The sequence below is a fragment of the Paenibacillus rhizoplanae genome (genome assembly GCF_042684125.1).
Classification (GTDB): domain Bacteria; phylum Bacillota; class Bacilli; order Paenibacillales; family Paenibacillaceae; genus Paenibacillus_AQ; species Paenibacillus_AQ rhizoplanae.
This window is the reverse complement of record NZ_JBHUKY010000023.1, coordinates 254,178-268,032: the sequence shown is the minus strand read 5'-3', so window position 1 is coordinate 268,032 and position 13,855 is coordinate 254,178. Positions and strand designations below refer to the sequence as shown.

15 protein-coding genes are annotated in these 13,855 nt (G+C 52.1%); 7 read left to right on the top strand and 8 right to left on the bottom strand.

Features of this window, described 5'->3' with window-relative positions; all coding sequences use genetic code 11:
* Positions 1-118: 118 nt before the first annotated feature.
* Positions 119-814, bottom strand: a complete 696-nt coding sequence (gene ric, locus ACFSX3_RS14210) for an iron-sulfur cluster repair di-iron protein (RefSeq protein WP_209985140.1) — start codon at positions 812-814, stop codon at positions 119-121.
* A 226-nt stretch (positions 815-1,040) separates the two neighbouring features.
* Here ric and ACFSX3_RS14205 point away from each other — a divergent pair, with 226 nt between their 5' ends.
* Together ACFSX3_RS14205 and ACFSX3_RS14200 are read left to right on the top strand one after the other, a co-directional pair.
* On the top strand, positions 1,041-1,265 hold the full coding sequence (locus ACFSX3_RS14205; protein WP_036698494.1) for a helix-turn-helix transcriptional regulator: 225 nt from the start codon (positions 1,041-1,043) through the stop codon (positions 1,263-1,265).
* Positions 1,243-1,689 (top strand): DUF6773 family protein, encoded by a 447-nt coding sequence (locus ACFSX3_RS14200; RefSeq protein ID WP_209984523.1) that lies wholly within the window; start codon positions 1,243-1,245, stop codon positions 1,687-1,689. Before ACFSX3_RS14205 ends, ACFSX3_RS14200 begins: the two co-directional genes overlap by 23 nt.
* Before the next feature lie 240 nt (positions 1,690-1,929).
* Here ACFSX3_RS14200 and ACFSX3_RS14195 read toward each other — a convergent pair whose 3' ends face one another.
* The 4 genes from ACFSX3_RS14195 to ACFSX3_RS14180 all read right to left on the bottom strand — a co-directional run bounded on the left by ACFSX3_RS14195 (position 1,930) and on the right by ACFSX3_RS14180 (position 4,665).
* Positions 1,930-2,652: a hypothetical protein gene (locus tag ACFSX3_RS14195; RefSeq protein ID WP_209984526.1), complete on the bottom strand. Its 723-nt coding sequence runs from the start codon at positions 2,650-2,652 to the stop codon at positions 1,930-1,932.
* 273 nt (positions 2,653-2,925) lie between these two features.
* On the bottom strand, positions 2,926-3,243 hold the full coding sequence (locus ACFSX3_RS14190) for a winged helix-turn-helix transcriptional regulator (protein WP_209984529.1): 318 nt from the start codon (positions 3,241-3,243) through the stop codon (positions 2,926-2,928).
* 125 nt (positions 3,244-3,368) lie between these two features.
* A complete protein-coding gene (locus ACFSX3_RS14185; protein WP_209984532.1) occupies positions 3,369-3,695 on the bottom strand; it encodes a hypothetical protein in 327 nt (108 codons plus the stop codon).
* A gap of 34 nt (positions 3,696-3,729) precedes the next feature.
* Positions 3,730-4,665, bottom strand: coding sequence for a Gfo/Idh/MocA family protein (locus ACFSX3_RS14180; protein ID WP_209984535.1), 936 nt, complete (start codon positions 4,663-4,665; stop codon positions 3,730-3,732).
* 159 nt (positions 4,666-4,824) lie between these two features.
* On the opposite strand from ACFSX3_RS14180, the gene ACFSX3_RS14175 reads away from it, so the two are divergent.
* Both ACFSX3_RS14175 and msrA read left to right on the top strand, forming a co-directional pair.
* Complete coding sequence (locus ACFSX3_RS14175) at positions 4,825-5,436, top strand: TVP38/TMEM64 family protein (protein WP_209984537.1); 612 nt, start codon at positions 4,825-4,827, stop codon at positions 5,434-5,436.
* A 108-nt stretch (positions 5,437-5,544) separates the two neighbouring features.
* Positions 5,545-6,531 (top strand): peptide-methionine (S)-S-oxide reductase MsrA, encoded by a 987-nt coding sequence (gene msrA, locus ACFSX3_RS14170; RefSeq protein ID WP_209984540.1) that lies wholly within the window; start codon positions 5,545-5,547, stop codon positions 6,529-6,531.
* 261 nt (positions 6,532-6,792) lie between these two features.
* On the opposite strand, the gene ACFSX3_RS14165 is transcribed toward msrA, so the two are convergent.
* A complete protein-coding gene (locus ACFSX3_RS14165; protein WP_209984543.1) occupies positions 6,793-7,929 on the bottom strand; it encodes a DUF4349 domain-containing protein in 1,137 nt (378 codons plus the stop codon).
* A 358-nt stretch (positions 7,930-8,287) separates the two neighbouring features.
* Between ACFSX3_RS14165 and ACFSX3_RS14160 the strand changes: the two genes are divergently transcribed.
* Entirely contained in the window at positions 8,288-8,440 is a 153-nt protein-coding gene (locus ACFSX3_RS14160; protein WP_076079942.1) for a DUF1540 domain-containing protein, read from the top strand.
* Between the two features lie 290 nt (positions 8,441-8,730).
* Here the strand turns inward: ACFSX3_RS14160 and metE are convergent, their stop codons facing one another.
* Both metE and ACFSX3_RS14150 read right to left on the bottom strand, forming a co-directional pair.
* Entirely contained in the window at positions 8,731-11,031 is a 2,301-nt protein-coding gene (gene metE, locus ACFSX3_RS14155; RefSeq protein WP_209984547.1) for a 5-methyltetrahydropteroyltriglutamate--homocysteine S-methyltransferase, read from the bottom strand.
* A 195-nt stretch (positions 11,032-11,226) separates the two neighbouring features.
* Complete coding sequence (locus ACFSX3_RS14150) at positions 11,227-12,087, bottom strand: undecaprenyl-diphosphate phosphatase (protein WP_209984549.1); 861 nt, start codon at positions 12,085-12,087, stop codon at positions 11,227-11,229.
* Between the two features lie 197 nt (positions 12,088-12,284).
* Between ACFSX3_RS14150 and ACFSX3_RS14145 the strand changes: the two genes are divergently transcribed.
* Both ACFSX3_RS14145 and ACFSX3_RS14140 read left to right on the top strand, forming a co-directional pair.
* Positions 12,285-13,316, top strand: coding sequence for an NADH:flavin oxidoreductase/NADH oxidase (locus ACFSX3_RS14145; RefSeq protein WP_209984554.1), 1,032 nt, complete (start codon positions 12,285-12,287; stop codon positions 13,314-13,316).
* Positions 13,317-13,405: 89 nt separating this feature from the next.
* Positions 13,406-13,840 carry a MarR family winged helix-turn-helix transcriptional regulator gene (locus ACFSX3_RS14140; RefSeq protein ID WP_209984556.1) on the top strand — a complete coding sequence of 145 codons (435 nt, stop codon included), beginning with the start codon at positions 13,406-13,408 and terminating at the stop codon, positions 13,838-13,840.
* The last annotated feature ends 15 nt before the right edge of the window (positions 13,841-13,855 follow it).

Sequence of the window (13,855 nt, the reverse complement as noted above, 5' to 3'; positions counted from 1 at the left end):
TTCATATGTAATTTCCCAGACTCTTTAAGGATAACGCATAGAGGAAGGGTTCTCAAATCATTTCTGCCGGAAGAAAAAGTAAAAAGTCCCCGAAGGGACTTATGAGTTGCATGAGATCCTATTGATAACGCAGGAACAGAATATTGTTCTCCAAATGCACATGCTCAAATGTCATGCCTTCCAGTTCTTCAAGGCGGGCATACGTCAGGCGATAAGTGGTGCAGGCATGCGCGGGAGGTGTGTAGTCATTAGTAACTCTACGCAGCTCACGCAGAATCTCTCCGGCCCCGTCATGCTCAGCTTCCAGATTATGCAGCAATCCGCGCAGCTCAGCAAGTCCTTCTTCAGTTGGGTTCTGAGTGTAGGCCAGCATCTTAGGGAATTCGCTCTCTTCTTCCTTCGCCGTATGCTGCAGCAGCTCTTCACGCAGCATATTGAACAGACGGTGCATCTCTCCGAGGTGCGGTGAATCCTCACCGTGAACGCGGAACACCTTGGTTACATTTTGGCTGATTAGCGGAAGCTCTTCACGCAGGTAACGGTGATGCTTGTTCACAATATAATCCACGAGCTCCTCTGACGAAGCCTCGTTCCAGGCGGTATCCTCTTCCAGAACCGGATGCTGCTCCTGCAGCTTGTTCAATTCCTGAACCATTGCTGCCGGGTCAAGACCCTTCTCGGCAGCGGCTTCAGCCAGCGGCTTTGCGCCTCCGCAGCAGAAATCGATCCGCTGTGCCTTGAAATAATCTGCGGCCTTGGGGAACTGAAGGACAATATCCCTTACCATTGCTTCCGAGGTAAAACCCGGTTGAATTGTTGTATCGTTTAATTGATTGGACGCCATGTTGGCCCCTCCTCAGTTTAAGATGTAGGTTTGTGCTTCTTTTCACTTCTACACCTTATCACTGGCTTTAGGCCAAACTTGTGATTGTACGCACTGAATATAACAAATTTTAATGAACGCGAACTTCTAGTTTTCTTATGTCAAATATACTAGACATTTTGTTCTATATATTTTACAATATGCGTGAGGTGAGGGAATGGGGAAAAATCTGAGGCTCAAAGCCTCGAGAGCGGCAAAAGACATGTCGCAAAAGCAACTGGCGGATGCTGTGGGGGTCACAAGGCAGACAATTATCGCGATTGAGAACGGTGATTACAACCCGACCCTGAGGTTGTGCATTGACATTTGTGTAACACTTGGGAAGACGCTGGATCAATTATTTTGGGAGGGAACGAAGGATGAGCAGAACGAACCTGGATGAGAGACAATTGCAGAAGCGGCACAAGGCGGGGAATCAGGCATTTCTTTTGATGGCATTCTTATTGCTGGCAGACATGGGGCTGCAAAACTACGGAATGAAGTGGCTGGAGTATCCGCTTAGCAATTACGCAATTTTCATGCTGGGTGTGGGTTCCTATCTCGTACGGCTGATCTGGAGCGGTGCATATGTGGGACCGGGCGGAGCACAGGGCGGAGCAAAAGGTAAAAACGTACTGGGTGCACTGCTGGCAATAGTGGTGGCAGCCTGTATCCTTATCGTTACCTTCGTGAATCCAACCGCCGCCCAATCAGCAGCTGACAGCGGTGCGAACGGGAAGGTGATCCTGATCATTTCTGTTACAGCAGGACTGGTCATCTTAAGCACCGTGTACTTGATCCGGCGGAGGAATAACCGGGCGGAGTAATGCCGCTAGTGCTGCTGTGAGTGCATAGGAGAAGAATTAAAGAATTTAACAAAAAAGCAAAAGAAGCGGAGGGGAAATTTGGAACTGGAGGAGCGGAGCGATCGCCTTTGTGTTTGGATTTCTACCGCGAAGAGCGGTACTAATCAAGAAATCCAAACTGGGCAGCGGCCGGAAGTCCAAATGTTCACCGCAGCGACGACCTGGCTTCAAGTTCAACTCTTTTTTTCGAGTTTAACTTTTTTATCGAACCGTAGCCTGCATATAAGTCCGCTTGCCCTGCGCATCCTTCAGGTAGGGGCCAAGTCCGGCGAACCGTGAATGGTCCACATATACACCCGTCATCCATCTGCCTTCGGTCAGGCCGCCGTTCCACTGCAGCACCAGATCGGGGGCAGAGATCCATTCCTGATACACTCTGATGTTCTTGTCCTTATATTCTTTGGCTGGTTTGTTCAATTCGCTCAGCGGTGCCGGGGTCAGATAGGTTGGCACGAAGTATACAGAGATTAGCTCCATATCCTCCTCACTCAGAAAAGCCTCCTCCCCCAAGTAAGGCTGGAGCAGCCGCGTGTTCTCATACATAGACCAGATCACAGCTTGAAGTACCATGCTCTGGCTAATTCCATTATGAAAAGTAAAACGGCGCTGAGCATTTGAGCCACTCCCTTCCTTTGCCGTTACCGGCTCCAGACAATGCCGTTCACAGCCGATGCATTTCCAGCCGGACGGGCCTTGAATCCATTTCTGAAACACGCTCCCGCTGTCATTGTCCCCTTTATATAGAGATGAAATGATCTCATAGGGCACACCGATCCACGCAGTCCACAGAGAATCCGGGAGATGGTTATGAAGCATGAACAGCACCTTGTCATAGATCAGCTGTACTTTAATCGAAGCAGTCTCCAGTTCGGCGACATCCTTTTTTCCATAGGTTATTTCCCGGGAAAACAAGGTGATGGTCATGGTCCTCGCCTCCTAAAAGTTGTGTGAGCCCTCCGCTTCCTTCCATCAGCATCGTCCAAAACACATCCCGTAAGCATCCGCCTGCCGCATAACCCTGGGCTTTTCCTACTTTTGTTAACGCTTCCACACATCCGTAATATTTAGTATGTTCTATTATATTACACAGGTAGGGCCTAAGTGCAAGGTTTATTTGGGCAAAAGCCGCATAAAATGAAAAGCCCCTTACCAGGATACCCGGCAAGAGGCTGTCATCAAAACTATATTACGGTACTGCTACTCCACCCAGCTCTCGGCCCAGGACTGGATTTGCTGCATGACCGGCTCAAGCGCACGGCCCTTCACTGTTAATTCATATTCAATGCGCACTGGTGTCTCCGGGTACACATGACGTACCAGAATACCCTCGCATTCCAGATCCTTCATGCGCTCGGACAGCATCTTATCGCTCATTGACGGAATCAGTCCAGAAATATCCTTGAACCGCTTGGGGCCGCTCATCAAGGTCTGAATAATGAGTCCGTTCCAACGCTTGCCCAGAAACGAAAAAGCCGTCTCAAATCTCGGGCACATCGTCATTTGATGTTCTTCCATGGTTATCACCTCTCACCTATGAAGCTTACAATTAGTTAGTATATATAATTTTACCACATTTATTCTGGAATGAACATCGTTTGCCAAAAAAAAGTTCATTAACCACAATTATTATATTTCAGCTCTCAATCCTTGGTGTCTTCCGCCTTGCGTCTTAGCTGAATGGCCTCTGTAACCACATAGGCAAGATCATCATTGCTGTACAGTGAGAGTACGCCCAGCACCGTATCATCGGAGATGAACCCGGCCTCCTCCTCGGATACCGTCAGGGCCAATGCATTGGCCAGTGCCTGATTGCCCTCCTGCTGCGGATAGGCCTGAAGATACAGGGCATGCGGGTCCAGCCTGTTATTCACACACCACTGGGCAAATACGAGAATCATCATCTCCTCGTCCCGCTTATAGCTCTCGATGATCCGCTCTTCCATCGACTTATTGTCATAATCCTCCATGTTGTTCTCCTCTCTCTGCTGCGTATCTGATCGCTCAGCGGCTTAGTCTTGCTGCTAATTCATGGCTCGGCAATACAGCCGAAGCGGAAATACCGCATTGCTCCGGTGTCGCTATATTGCTGAGATAATGGCTGACCGCTCCGCTGAAGCCTCTGCGCTCCAGCAGGGTATCCCAGCTGCCGAAGTTCTGCGTGCGCGGCAACGAGCCCTGCTCATATAATATAACCCGTTCCATATCGGTCACCTCAACCGATCTGCCATGTCCGTGCAGCTCCAGCTTCTCCAGATCGGCCCCGGCATCCCGGACCATGCTGTAATGGCCGGTGGTCCCATTCTCCCAGCCCAGCATTCCCGAGGCGTGCAGAAGTCGTCCCTCCGCATCCGCCTTCAGGCTGCTGTGCAGCAGCTCATAATCCCCGCCAGACAGCCAGAGCAGCAGATCCAGCATATGAATCAGGTCATCATGGATCGTCTCATGGCTGCTGCCCTGCTGCAGCTTCGTCCGGTGTTTGACTGCGGTGGATTGGCTGATGCCTCCAGCCTTATGCAGCCAGGATTTGGCGGCAGCATACATCGGGGCGTAGCGGCGGTTGAAGCCCACCCCCAGCAGCAGCCCCTTATTCTCAGCAAGCTCTGCCATCCGGCGGGATTCCTCCAGATCATAGGAGAGCGGCTTGTCCACATACACAGACACCCCATGCTCCAGGCAAGCGGTAACCAGCTCATAATGCGTAGTTGTAGGACTATGTATGAACACAGCATCCAGATCCCAGGACAGCAGCTCCGTAAGCTCGGTTGTCCCCCGCTGAAGGCGATAAGCCTGGACTGCCCGCTCGACCGTACCAGAGGAATGGCTGAGCACTCCCACCACCTCGGCCTGATCATGCCGGGAGAGCAGCGGCAAATAGACTTTACGGGCAATATCGCCAATGCCGATCATTGCCACTCTTTTGCGGACAGGTAGTTTCATAGCAGCATCTCCCTTACATGTAGAGGGAATTTCTATTCCCTTATAGGTGTATTATACCGTGACATGCTGCGGGAACAATGATCTTTGCTTCAATAATTGCTTTAATTGCTTTTTTTTCAGTATGATGAAATGGATGGAGTGAAGAAGGGGCATAGTATAATGAGAAAATGGTTAACGGTTATTCTGTATGTTTCGTGCATAATCCTCGCGTTTATCTACAGGTATGAACTCCTGGCCTGGCTTAGAGAGGATCATCCTTTGTATTTGTCCATGCTCGCTGCCACTGTGCTGGCCTTATTTCCGGTCCTGCCCTACAAGCTGATTATCGGTCTGTTCGGGTATGCCTATGGAAGCTTCGCGGGAGCGTTAATCTGCTGGAGTGCTACTACTATAGCGGCAGCCCTTGTCTATGGAGTGGTTAAATCGATGTTCCAGAGCAAATCTCTGGCCTATCTGAGCAGCATTTCAGCGCTGGACAGATTTGTATCCGCTGTGCAGGAGCGTCCTTTTGCATCCGTAGTGATTGCCCGGCTGGCACCGATTATCCCGCAGATGGCTGTGAATATCTACGCCGGTGCTGCCGGACTGCCTTTCTGGAGCTACCTTGGAGCCACCGCACTTGGCAAAATTCCCGGCATCGCCCTCTACGCCTTCCTCGGAGGACAGATGTTCCAGCATCCGCGGAGTGCAGCTATAGCTATAATCGTGTATATTGCCGTACTGGCCGTGGCCGGATTATCCATGCGCCGCCGTCCTACTGCGGGCCGCTAATGCCTCAATAATCTTCGGTATGCCCCCGTATACTGGCAGTAAGCCTCTATTTGATTTATAATTAAATTGTGATCTATTTAATTGCATTCTACAGATGGAGGGATAACAATGAGTGAATTTCAAGCTGATTCTATAAATTTCAAGACCGAACACGCCACCTTCGCCGGTGGATGTTTCTGGTGTATGGTATCCCCTTTTGAAGAGCTTCCCGGCATTGTCAAGATTATCTCCGGCTATACAGGCGGACATACTGTGAATCCGACCTACGAGGAAGTATGCTCGGAAACCACCGGGCATGTTGAGGCCGTGCAGATTACGTTCAATCCGGATATTTTCCCATATAGCAAGCTGCTTGAGCTGTTCTGGCAGCAGATTGACCCGACCGATGCCGGAGGGCAATTCCATGACCGCGGCACCTCTTACGGAACGGCCATCTTCACCCATTCAGAGGAGCAGCGCCAGCAGGCAGAGGCTTCCAAGGCTGCCCTTCAGGCCAGCGGAAGGTTCTCCGCTCCGATTGTGACGCCTATTCTTCCAGCTAAGCCCTTCTATCCCGCTGAAGAATATCATCAGGGCTATCATCATAAGAATCCCGGCCATTACAAGCGTTACCGCAAGGGCTCGGGCCGGGAAGCGTTCATTGAGTCTCACTGGACGCATAAGGAGGACCCGCAGAGCCTGAAGGAACGCCTGACTCCGCTTCAATATGAAGTGACGCAGAACAGCGCTACCGAATCTCCATTCCGCAACGAATTCTGGGATCATCACGGGGACGGAATCTATGTGGATATTGTCTCCGGGGAGCCGCTGTTCAGCTCAGAGGATAAGTTCGATTCCGGCTGCGGCTGGCCGAGCTTCACGCGTCCGATGCGGGACTACGCGGTCAAGGAGAAAAGCGATCTCAGCCACCTGATGATCCGCACCGAGGTACGCAGCAAGATAGCGGATTCCCACTTGGGCCATGTGTTCAATGACGGCCCCGGCGCGAACGGACTGCGGTACTGCATCAACTCGGCAGCTCTGCGCTTTGTTCCCAAAGAGGATCTGGAGAAAGAAGGCTACGGCGAGTACCGCGTGCTCTTCCAGCATGCTTGAGGCTGGAGGTCCCGGCTTGTCTGCCCCTCCAATAGATAGCCTCAAGCTATAGCTTCATATATTGCATAACTTACCCGTGTGCCATCACAATGTATGCTGTTTTTCGCTTACAGTCGGGCACACACTTTATCCACAACAGAAGAAAATCATAATTTCCTGAACAATTTCCTGAACAAAAACAAAGCCTCCAGCCCGGATTTACGGGTAGGGAGGCTTTATTCTTTACATAAAAGATTCTTATGTTTATTTGTGCAGCCCATTCTACTTGTTCTGCTTATCCGTATTCTCCTCTTCCGGTGCGGCCGGTACTACAGGTGCCGCTTCAGGAGGCTGCGATTCCCGGTCCGGCAGACGGTTGCCGCCCAGCCGTGCCTGTTCAGTGTGCGCAGGTTGCCGCCGCTTGAAGCTTTTCCGTAACCAGAGCACCAGCGCCACCACGACTCCAGCTACAAGCAGTACGGGGAGAGCAGCCGCGAGTACAACAACAAGCCACTGGAACATCACAGACAACGCCTTCATGCTGCCCTTGAGCGCTTCCGAAGCCCGTTCACCCAGCGGCCCCTCGGAATTAGTCTGTGTAAGGGTAAGATTCTTCTCAGTCTGGTAAAGGCGAAGCTCCACTGTAGAGAAAGATACATTCTGATCGATATACCGCATTCTGCCCTTGATCTGTTCGATTTGCTCCTGGATTTCCCCAAGCTGGTTGGCGAACTGGACGAGATCAGCCGGTTTGGTCGCTTTTTTCATAAAATCAATATACTGCGTCTCCATCATCTGCTTCGCCTTAAGGCGCGACTCGAGGTCCACATATTCCTCCGACACATCTTGCCCCTGGATGCTTCTCTGGAGCTTCTCATGCTTAATCTTCTCCAGATTGTTCAGGAACGGTGAGAAGCCCGCCGCAGGCACTTTTAGGATAAAGGTTCCACCCTGTTCATATTCAGACATATTCTCTGAGAATTCAATAATGTAGCCCCCGGCCAGAGTAACCATATTCCGCACTTCGGTCTGCGCCGCTCCGTAGTCGCTTACCTCCATATTGAGGTTCGCCTTGTAGATCAGCTTTTTGTTCAGTCCTGCCACCACATCGGTACCGGTGAATCCGGCAGAAGCATCGTTCCCTTGCCCAGCATCCGCCCCAGGGACTGCCGAATTTCCGCCGCCGCCCTTCACTGCAGCCTGATCATTGACAGCCATCGCCGTGTTAGCTTGACTATCCTCCTTGGCCTCCACCGCAGCAGGCGCACTCTCCGCTGATCCGTCTGATCCTGCTTCATTTCTGAACGCGCTTTCTGAATTCGCTGCCGAATCTGAATTGTTACTTGACGCGCCGCAGCCCGTCAGAACTACGGCTACAACCACTAGATACAATAAGTAATGCAGACCCCATTTTCGCATGCTCATTCCTCCATAAGATGTAATTGTATACTGCTTCCGGTGTTTCAGCTTCCGTTGCGGAGGGCCGTTCTCTCTCTTGATCCGATCCGCGCCTATCCCTCTTGACGTTCCAAAAGCTGGAAGGTTGCAGAAATTGAAGAAAATAACAAATAAGACCCTTCCACCATTGGTCCTATTTGCGTAATACCTCTTTATTTGTTACAATTGCGATGATGTAACGGCAAAAAAACACCAAAAACCCTATTCGCATAGAATAAGGTTATGGCGCTATTCGGACAAGCTCCACCTTGCCCGGGCAGCTGTAATTGATTTCTTGCCGATTTATGTTGCCTACTACTACAAGAGGAGGTGAACCCTCATGGCAAAAGACGTATTGTGCGCAGTTAATTCTTGCACCTACTGGGCTGAAGAGAACAAATGCAACGCTGAGTCGATCTTCGTTGCTTACCACAGCTCCAAGCAGCCTACACAATCTGAGGAAACAGATTGCAAAACCTTCGAAAGCAAATAATGAATCTTTGCAGAATATGAAGGAGCCCTCCACAGGTTCCTTCTTTCTTTTTTCATTCTATCAAGAATGAGAACTATTATCAAGTGTTTCCTGCAAACAAGTGGAAACGGCTTTGCCGTCCTTTTAAAGGGCGGTGCCGTTTCAGCGAGAAATAGAAGGATAAGTTATCGTGTGCAACATATAACTTCTTATATTTAAACAAAACCACTGCGGGCCGGAGACTGTACTCTCCCGCTTGCAGTGGTTTTTTTGTGCAAATCTAAGCATCTTAAGCGGAACAGTTCCGTCTGTTAACGGGTCACTGCGCCGTGCTGCTCTCTTACCAGGACCGCGGCCTTCACCATATTGCGCAGTGCGCCTGTGGTCTCTTCCCAGCCTCGTGTCTTCAGTCCGCAGTCGGGATTAATCCAGAACTGCTGGACATCCAGCACGCGCAGCGCACGTTCGATGGCCGAAGTCATCTCCTCTACCACCGGTACGCGCGGACTGTGGATATCATACACACCCAGTCCAATCCCCTTGTCGTATTCCTGCTCCTCGAAGCTGACGATCAGCTCACCATGGCTGCGTGAGGTCTCAATGGAGATTACATCCGCATCCATCGCCGAGATCGAACCGATCATGTCATTAAATTCACTGTAGCACATATGCGTATGCACCTGCGTGGTGTCCTTGACATGATTCGTGGCGGTCCGGAAGGATTTCACCGCCCAGTTCAGGTAATACTCATGATCTCTTGCCTTCAGCGGCAGGCCTTCGCGGATCGCCGGCTCATCGACCTGAATCATCTCGATACCCGCCTCCTCGAGTGCGGATACTTCATGACGCAGGGCGAGGGCGATTTGTCCGGCCACCGCTTCGCGGCTGAGATCATCGCGGACAAAGGACCAGTTCAGGATCGTGACCGGGCCGGTCAGCATTCCCTTAACAGGCAGCTTCGTGAGTGACTGGGCATACACGCTCTCCTTGACGGTCATCGGCTCTATAAAGGCGACATCGGCATAGATTACCGGCGGCTTCACGCAGCGTGAGCCGTACGACTGAACCCAGCCGCCTGCGGTGAACAGATAGCCGGCCAGCTTCTCCCCGAAGAACTCCACCATATCCGTACGCTCGAATTCCCCGTGTACCAGGACATCCAGACCAAGCTCCTCCTGAAGCGTAATCGCTTCAGCGATCTGGCGCTCAATGAACAGGTCATAACGCTCCTGGTTCCAGACTCCCTTGCGCCATTTCAGACGGGCCTGACGGACTTCAACCGTCTGCGGGAAGCTGCCGATGGTCGTGGTCGGCAGCAGCGGCAGACGCCACTTCTCCTGCTGAACCTTCACACGCTCGGCGAACGGAAGGCTGCGGTGGTCCGGCAGCTGGGCAAGAGCACGCACCTGCTCTGCTACATCCTCACGTCCGCGCTCCGGCAGGGCACGGAATACGGCCAGCACCTCACGGCTGCGCTCCAGCTCGGGGGCGTAACGCTCTCTTCCTTCGTTCGCGGCTGCCGCAATCAGAACCAGCTCGGCCAGCTTCTCATTGGCGAACGCCAAGGCGTTCTTGACCGCAGCCTTCAGCTTGACCTCGCCCTCAACCGTTACAGGCACATGCAACAGGCTCGACGCAGGCTGGAGAATCAGCTGCTCCTGAGGCACATAGGTCAGCAGCTTCGCTACCAGCTCCAGCTTGACATCGGTGTCAGCGCGCCAGATGTTGCGTCCGTCAAGGATACCGGCGCCGAGTGTCTTATCCTGCGGCCAGCCCAGGCGTGCAACCGACTCCAGATTCTTGCCGCCGTCATGGACGAAGTCAAGACCCAGACCCTGCACAGGCAGCGCCAGCAATGCTTCAAGCGGCTCCGCAGCTTCGAAGTACGTCTGCAGCATCAGGTTCAGACCTGGTACGGCAGCTGCAATCTCACTGTAAATATTCTGCAGCAGCGCGGTATCCTCAGCCGTTAAGCCGGTAACAATCGCCGGTTCATCGATCTGAACCCAGGCCACTCCTTCCGCCTGCAGCTCCTGCAGCAGCTGTACATACAGCGGGAGGAAGCGTGTGGCAACGGCGGCGATGTCTGCTGCCGGGAAGCCCTTGGACAGCTTCAGGAAGGTATACAGTCCGACTATAACCGGCTTGCCCTCAATACCTGCGCGCTCCTTGGCGAAGCGGTAGGCGGCCAGCGGTTTATTCGCTGTCAATACCGGGGTCAGGCTGCCGATCTCAGGCACAATGTAATGGTAGTTCGTATTGAACCATTTGGTCATCTCGCAAGCCGGGGCTTCTGCATTGCCGCGGGCCATCGCAAAATACAGATCAAGCGGAATCTCTCCGCCCTTATATCCATAACGCGCTGGTACGATTCCGAACATGGCGGCGGTATCCAGCACATGGTCATAGAAGGTGAAATCGCCCACCGGAATCAGATCAATTCCGGCCTGCTGCTGGGTCTGCAAATGCTGAAGCTGAATATCCTCCATCTGCGAGCGGAAGCTCTGCTCATCGATTTTCCCGGCCCAATAAGCCTCCAGTAATTTCTTCCATTCACGGTTCTTGCCGATTCTCGGATAACCGAGGCTGCTTGTCTTGATTCCTTTACTCATAGGTGTCCACTCCTCTGTATAATGGTCTATCGCTTATGCCTGCAAGCCTTAATCTGATGCCATCTTACTGCACGCCTCCCGCGCCCCGCAACAGATTCCACGCAATCCGGCTATACAGATTCCCTATAGCAAAACGCCAAAAAAAGCTGCACCGCCTTGAAGGAGGAGCAGCTTAGACTCTGAGGCCCGGCGAAATCAGAACCAGATCAGATAGACCACACCGGCAAGTACAATCCGGTAGATTGCGAAGGGCAACAGCTTGATCCGGTTAATCAGCTTCAGGAAAAAACGCATCGATACCAGTGCGAATACGAAGGCGCTAATGAACCCGGCAATGAAGAACGGCAAGGCATCCAGCGTAAAATACTGCCAGTTCTTCAGCAGTGAAATCAGGCTTGCCCCGGCCATAATCGGCACCGCCATGATGAAGGTGAAATCGGCTGCCGCACGGTGGCTCATGCCCAGCAGAACCCCGCCGGATATCGTCGAGCCGGACCGCGAGAAGCCCGGCCACAGGGAGATACATTGGATCAATCCGACTGATAGCGCCTGCCTATATGTAATTTGGTCCACACTCTCAGTCCGGGCATTTCCAGGCGCAAAACGGTCAGCACAGATCATGAATAACGCTCCAACCACAAGTCCAATCAGCACAGTAAAGGTAGAGAACAGATGCTCATCGATGTAATCCTCCAGCACAAATCCGAAGATTCCGGCCGGAAGCAGTCCGACAAGAATATGCGTCAGCTTCAGACGTCCTTCTGCCGGAGCCTGCCGCTGCCCTTCCCGCACTACGGCCAGGTCCTTGCGGCTGAGCTTCCCGAGGCCCAGCAGATCAATGAACCGGTTACGGAAAATAATGACGACTGCAAGAATAGAGCCTAATTGAATCACTACCTTGAAAGAGTTGGCCGTATACTTCCCCAGGAATTCCTGTGATTTAAGCCACATATCATCAACGATGATCATATGGCCTGTCGAGGATACCGGAGCAAATTCGGTCAGCCCTTCTACAATGCCCAGGATGATTGCTTTGACAATGGTCAGCAGCTCCATGGCGATCCCCCTTTATTGTTTTCAATATAATAATTGTAAACTCGCACAGCTATTTCTGAAACTTACAGCTCGCTTGCAGTATTGCAAATTTAATTCATAACGCTGACTTGACAGGCAGAAACCAACAGCTTATATTTATATGCATGTGCATGCATTTATTATTTATCCATCCCATATAGAACGAAGGAGCGAAATTCATGACGAAAGATCTGTTCACCCCCTATGAGTATAAAAGCTTAAAACTGAAGAACCGGGTGGTGATGCCGCCCATGTGCCAATATTCAGTTACCAATAAGGATGGAATCGCTAACGACTGGCATTACAACCACTATGTAAGCCGCGCCGTCGGCGGCACCGGATTGATCATTGTCGAGATGGCTGATGTGGACCCGGACGGCCGGATTACCGATTATGATCTGGGCGTCTGGTCTGATGAGCAGATTCCTGCGCTGGCGCGGATAGTGGAAGCCAGTCATGCCCATGGAGCCAAAATCGGAATTCAGGTTGCCCATGCCGGGCGCAAGGCGGAGGATGCCAAGGTTCCTGTCTCCTCTTCCGCTATTCCTTATGACAGCAACTCTAAGACTCCCCACGCCCTAACGACAGAGGAAGTTAAAGACATGGTCCAGAAATTCAAGCGCGGCGTAGAGCGTGCGGTTCAGGCCGGGTTCGACACGATTGAGCTGCACGGTGCCCACGGGTATCTGATTCACCAGTTTCACTCGCCGTTGACCAACCAGCGGACTGATGAGTATGGACAGGATCTGACTTTGTTCGGCCGGGAGGTTATCGCTGCCGCCAAGAGCGTGATGCCTGAGGATATGCCACTGATCATGCGGATTTCCGCCAGAGAATATGTGAAAGGCGGTTACGGCCTCCAAGAGGGTCTGGAGATCAGCAGAGCCTATAAGGAAGCCGGGGCCGATATTTTCCATATCAGCTCAGGCGGTGAGGGAGCCGTTGACGCAGAGAATGGACCGGGCAACCATGCAGCCTATCAGTTACCGCTGGCAAGAACCATCCGCCAGGAGCTGAACGTGCCGGTGATTGCTGTCGGCCGGTTGGATGAAGCGGTTCTTGCCAACGCCGTCATCGGCAATGAAGAAGCTGACTTGGTGGCGGTGGGCCGGGGAATGCTCCGTAATCCTTACTGGACGCTGGAAGCCGGTGTGACGCTGCGCAAAGACGCAGATATACCTAAGCAGTATGCATTAGGATTCCCGCGTTAAGGACAATTCGTCAGCAGCTTGCCTATGGTGATGGTATACTGTATAACAACTACTATTCATTACAGGTATACATCAGGAGGATGGAAGACATGAATAACCCCCCTTCGAATGATCTGATTAACAGCTGGTTATCGCTCTCTCTGATACAGATGAAGGTGGCCGCAGTCCTTGAAGCGAAGCTGACCGAGAACTATGAGTTATCGCTTAAGGAATTCTATGTATTGCTGTTTCTGTCCGAAGCCCCTGAGCAAAAGCTGAAGCTCCAGCAGCTGGAATCGATGGTCGGGCTTAGCCAGAGTGCTGTATCCCGGCTGGTCAGCCGCTTCGAAGCCAAGGGCTGCGGAGCGCTGGAGCGCAAGTCTTGCGAGGCAGACCGCAGAAGCATCTATACGTCCCTGACTGCCATTGGGCAGGACAAGGTTGACCGGGCGAAGCAGACCGTTAATGAAGTGCTGCAGGAAGCCTTTCCTGTAGACGACACGCAGCTGCTGCTGAAGCAGCTTATCCAGCTGAAGCAATCCTAGACCCGGGCAGATGCC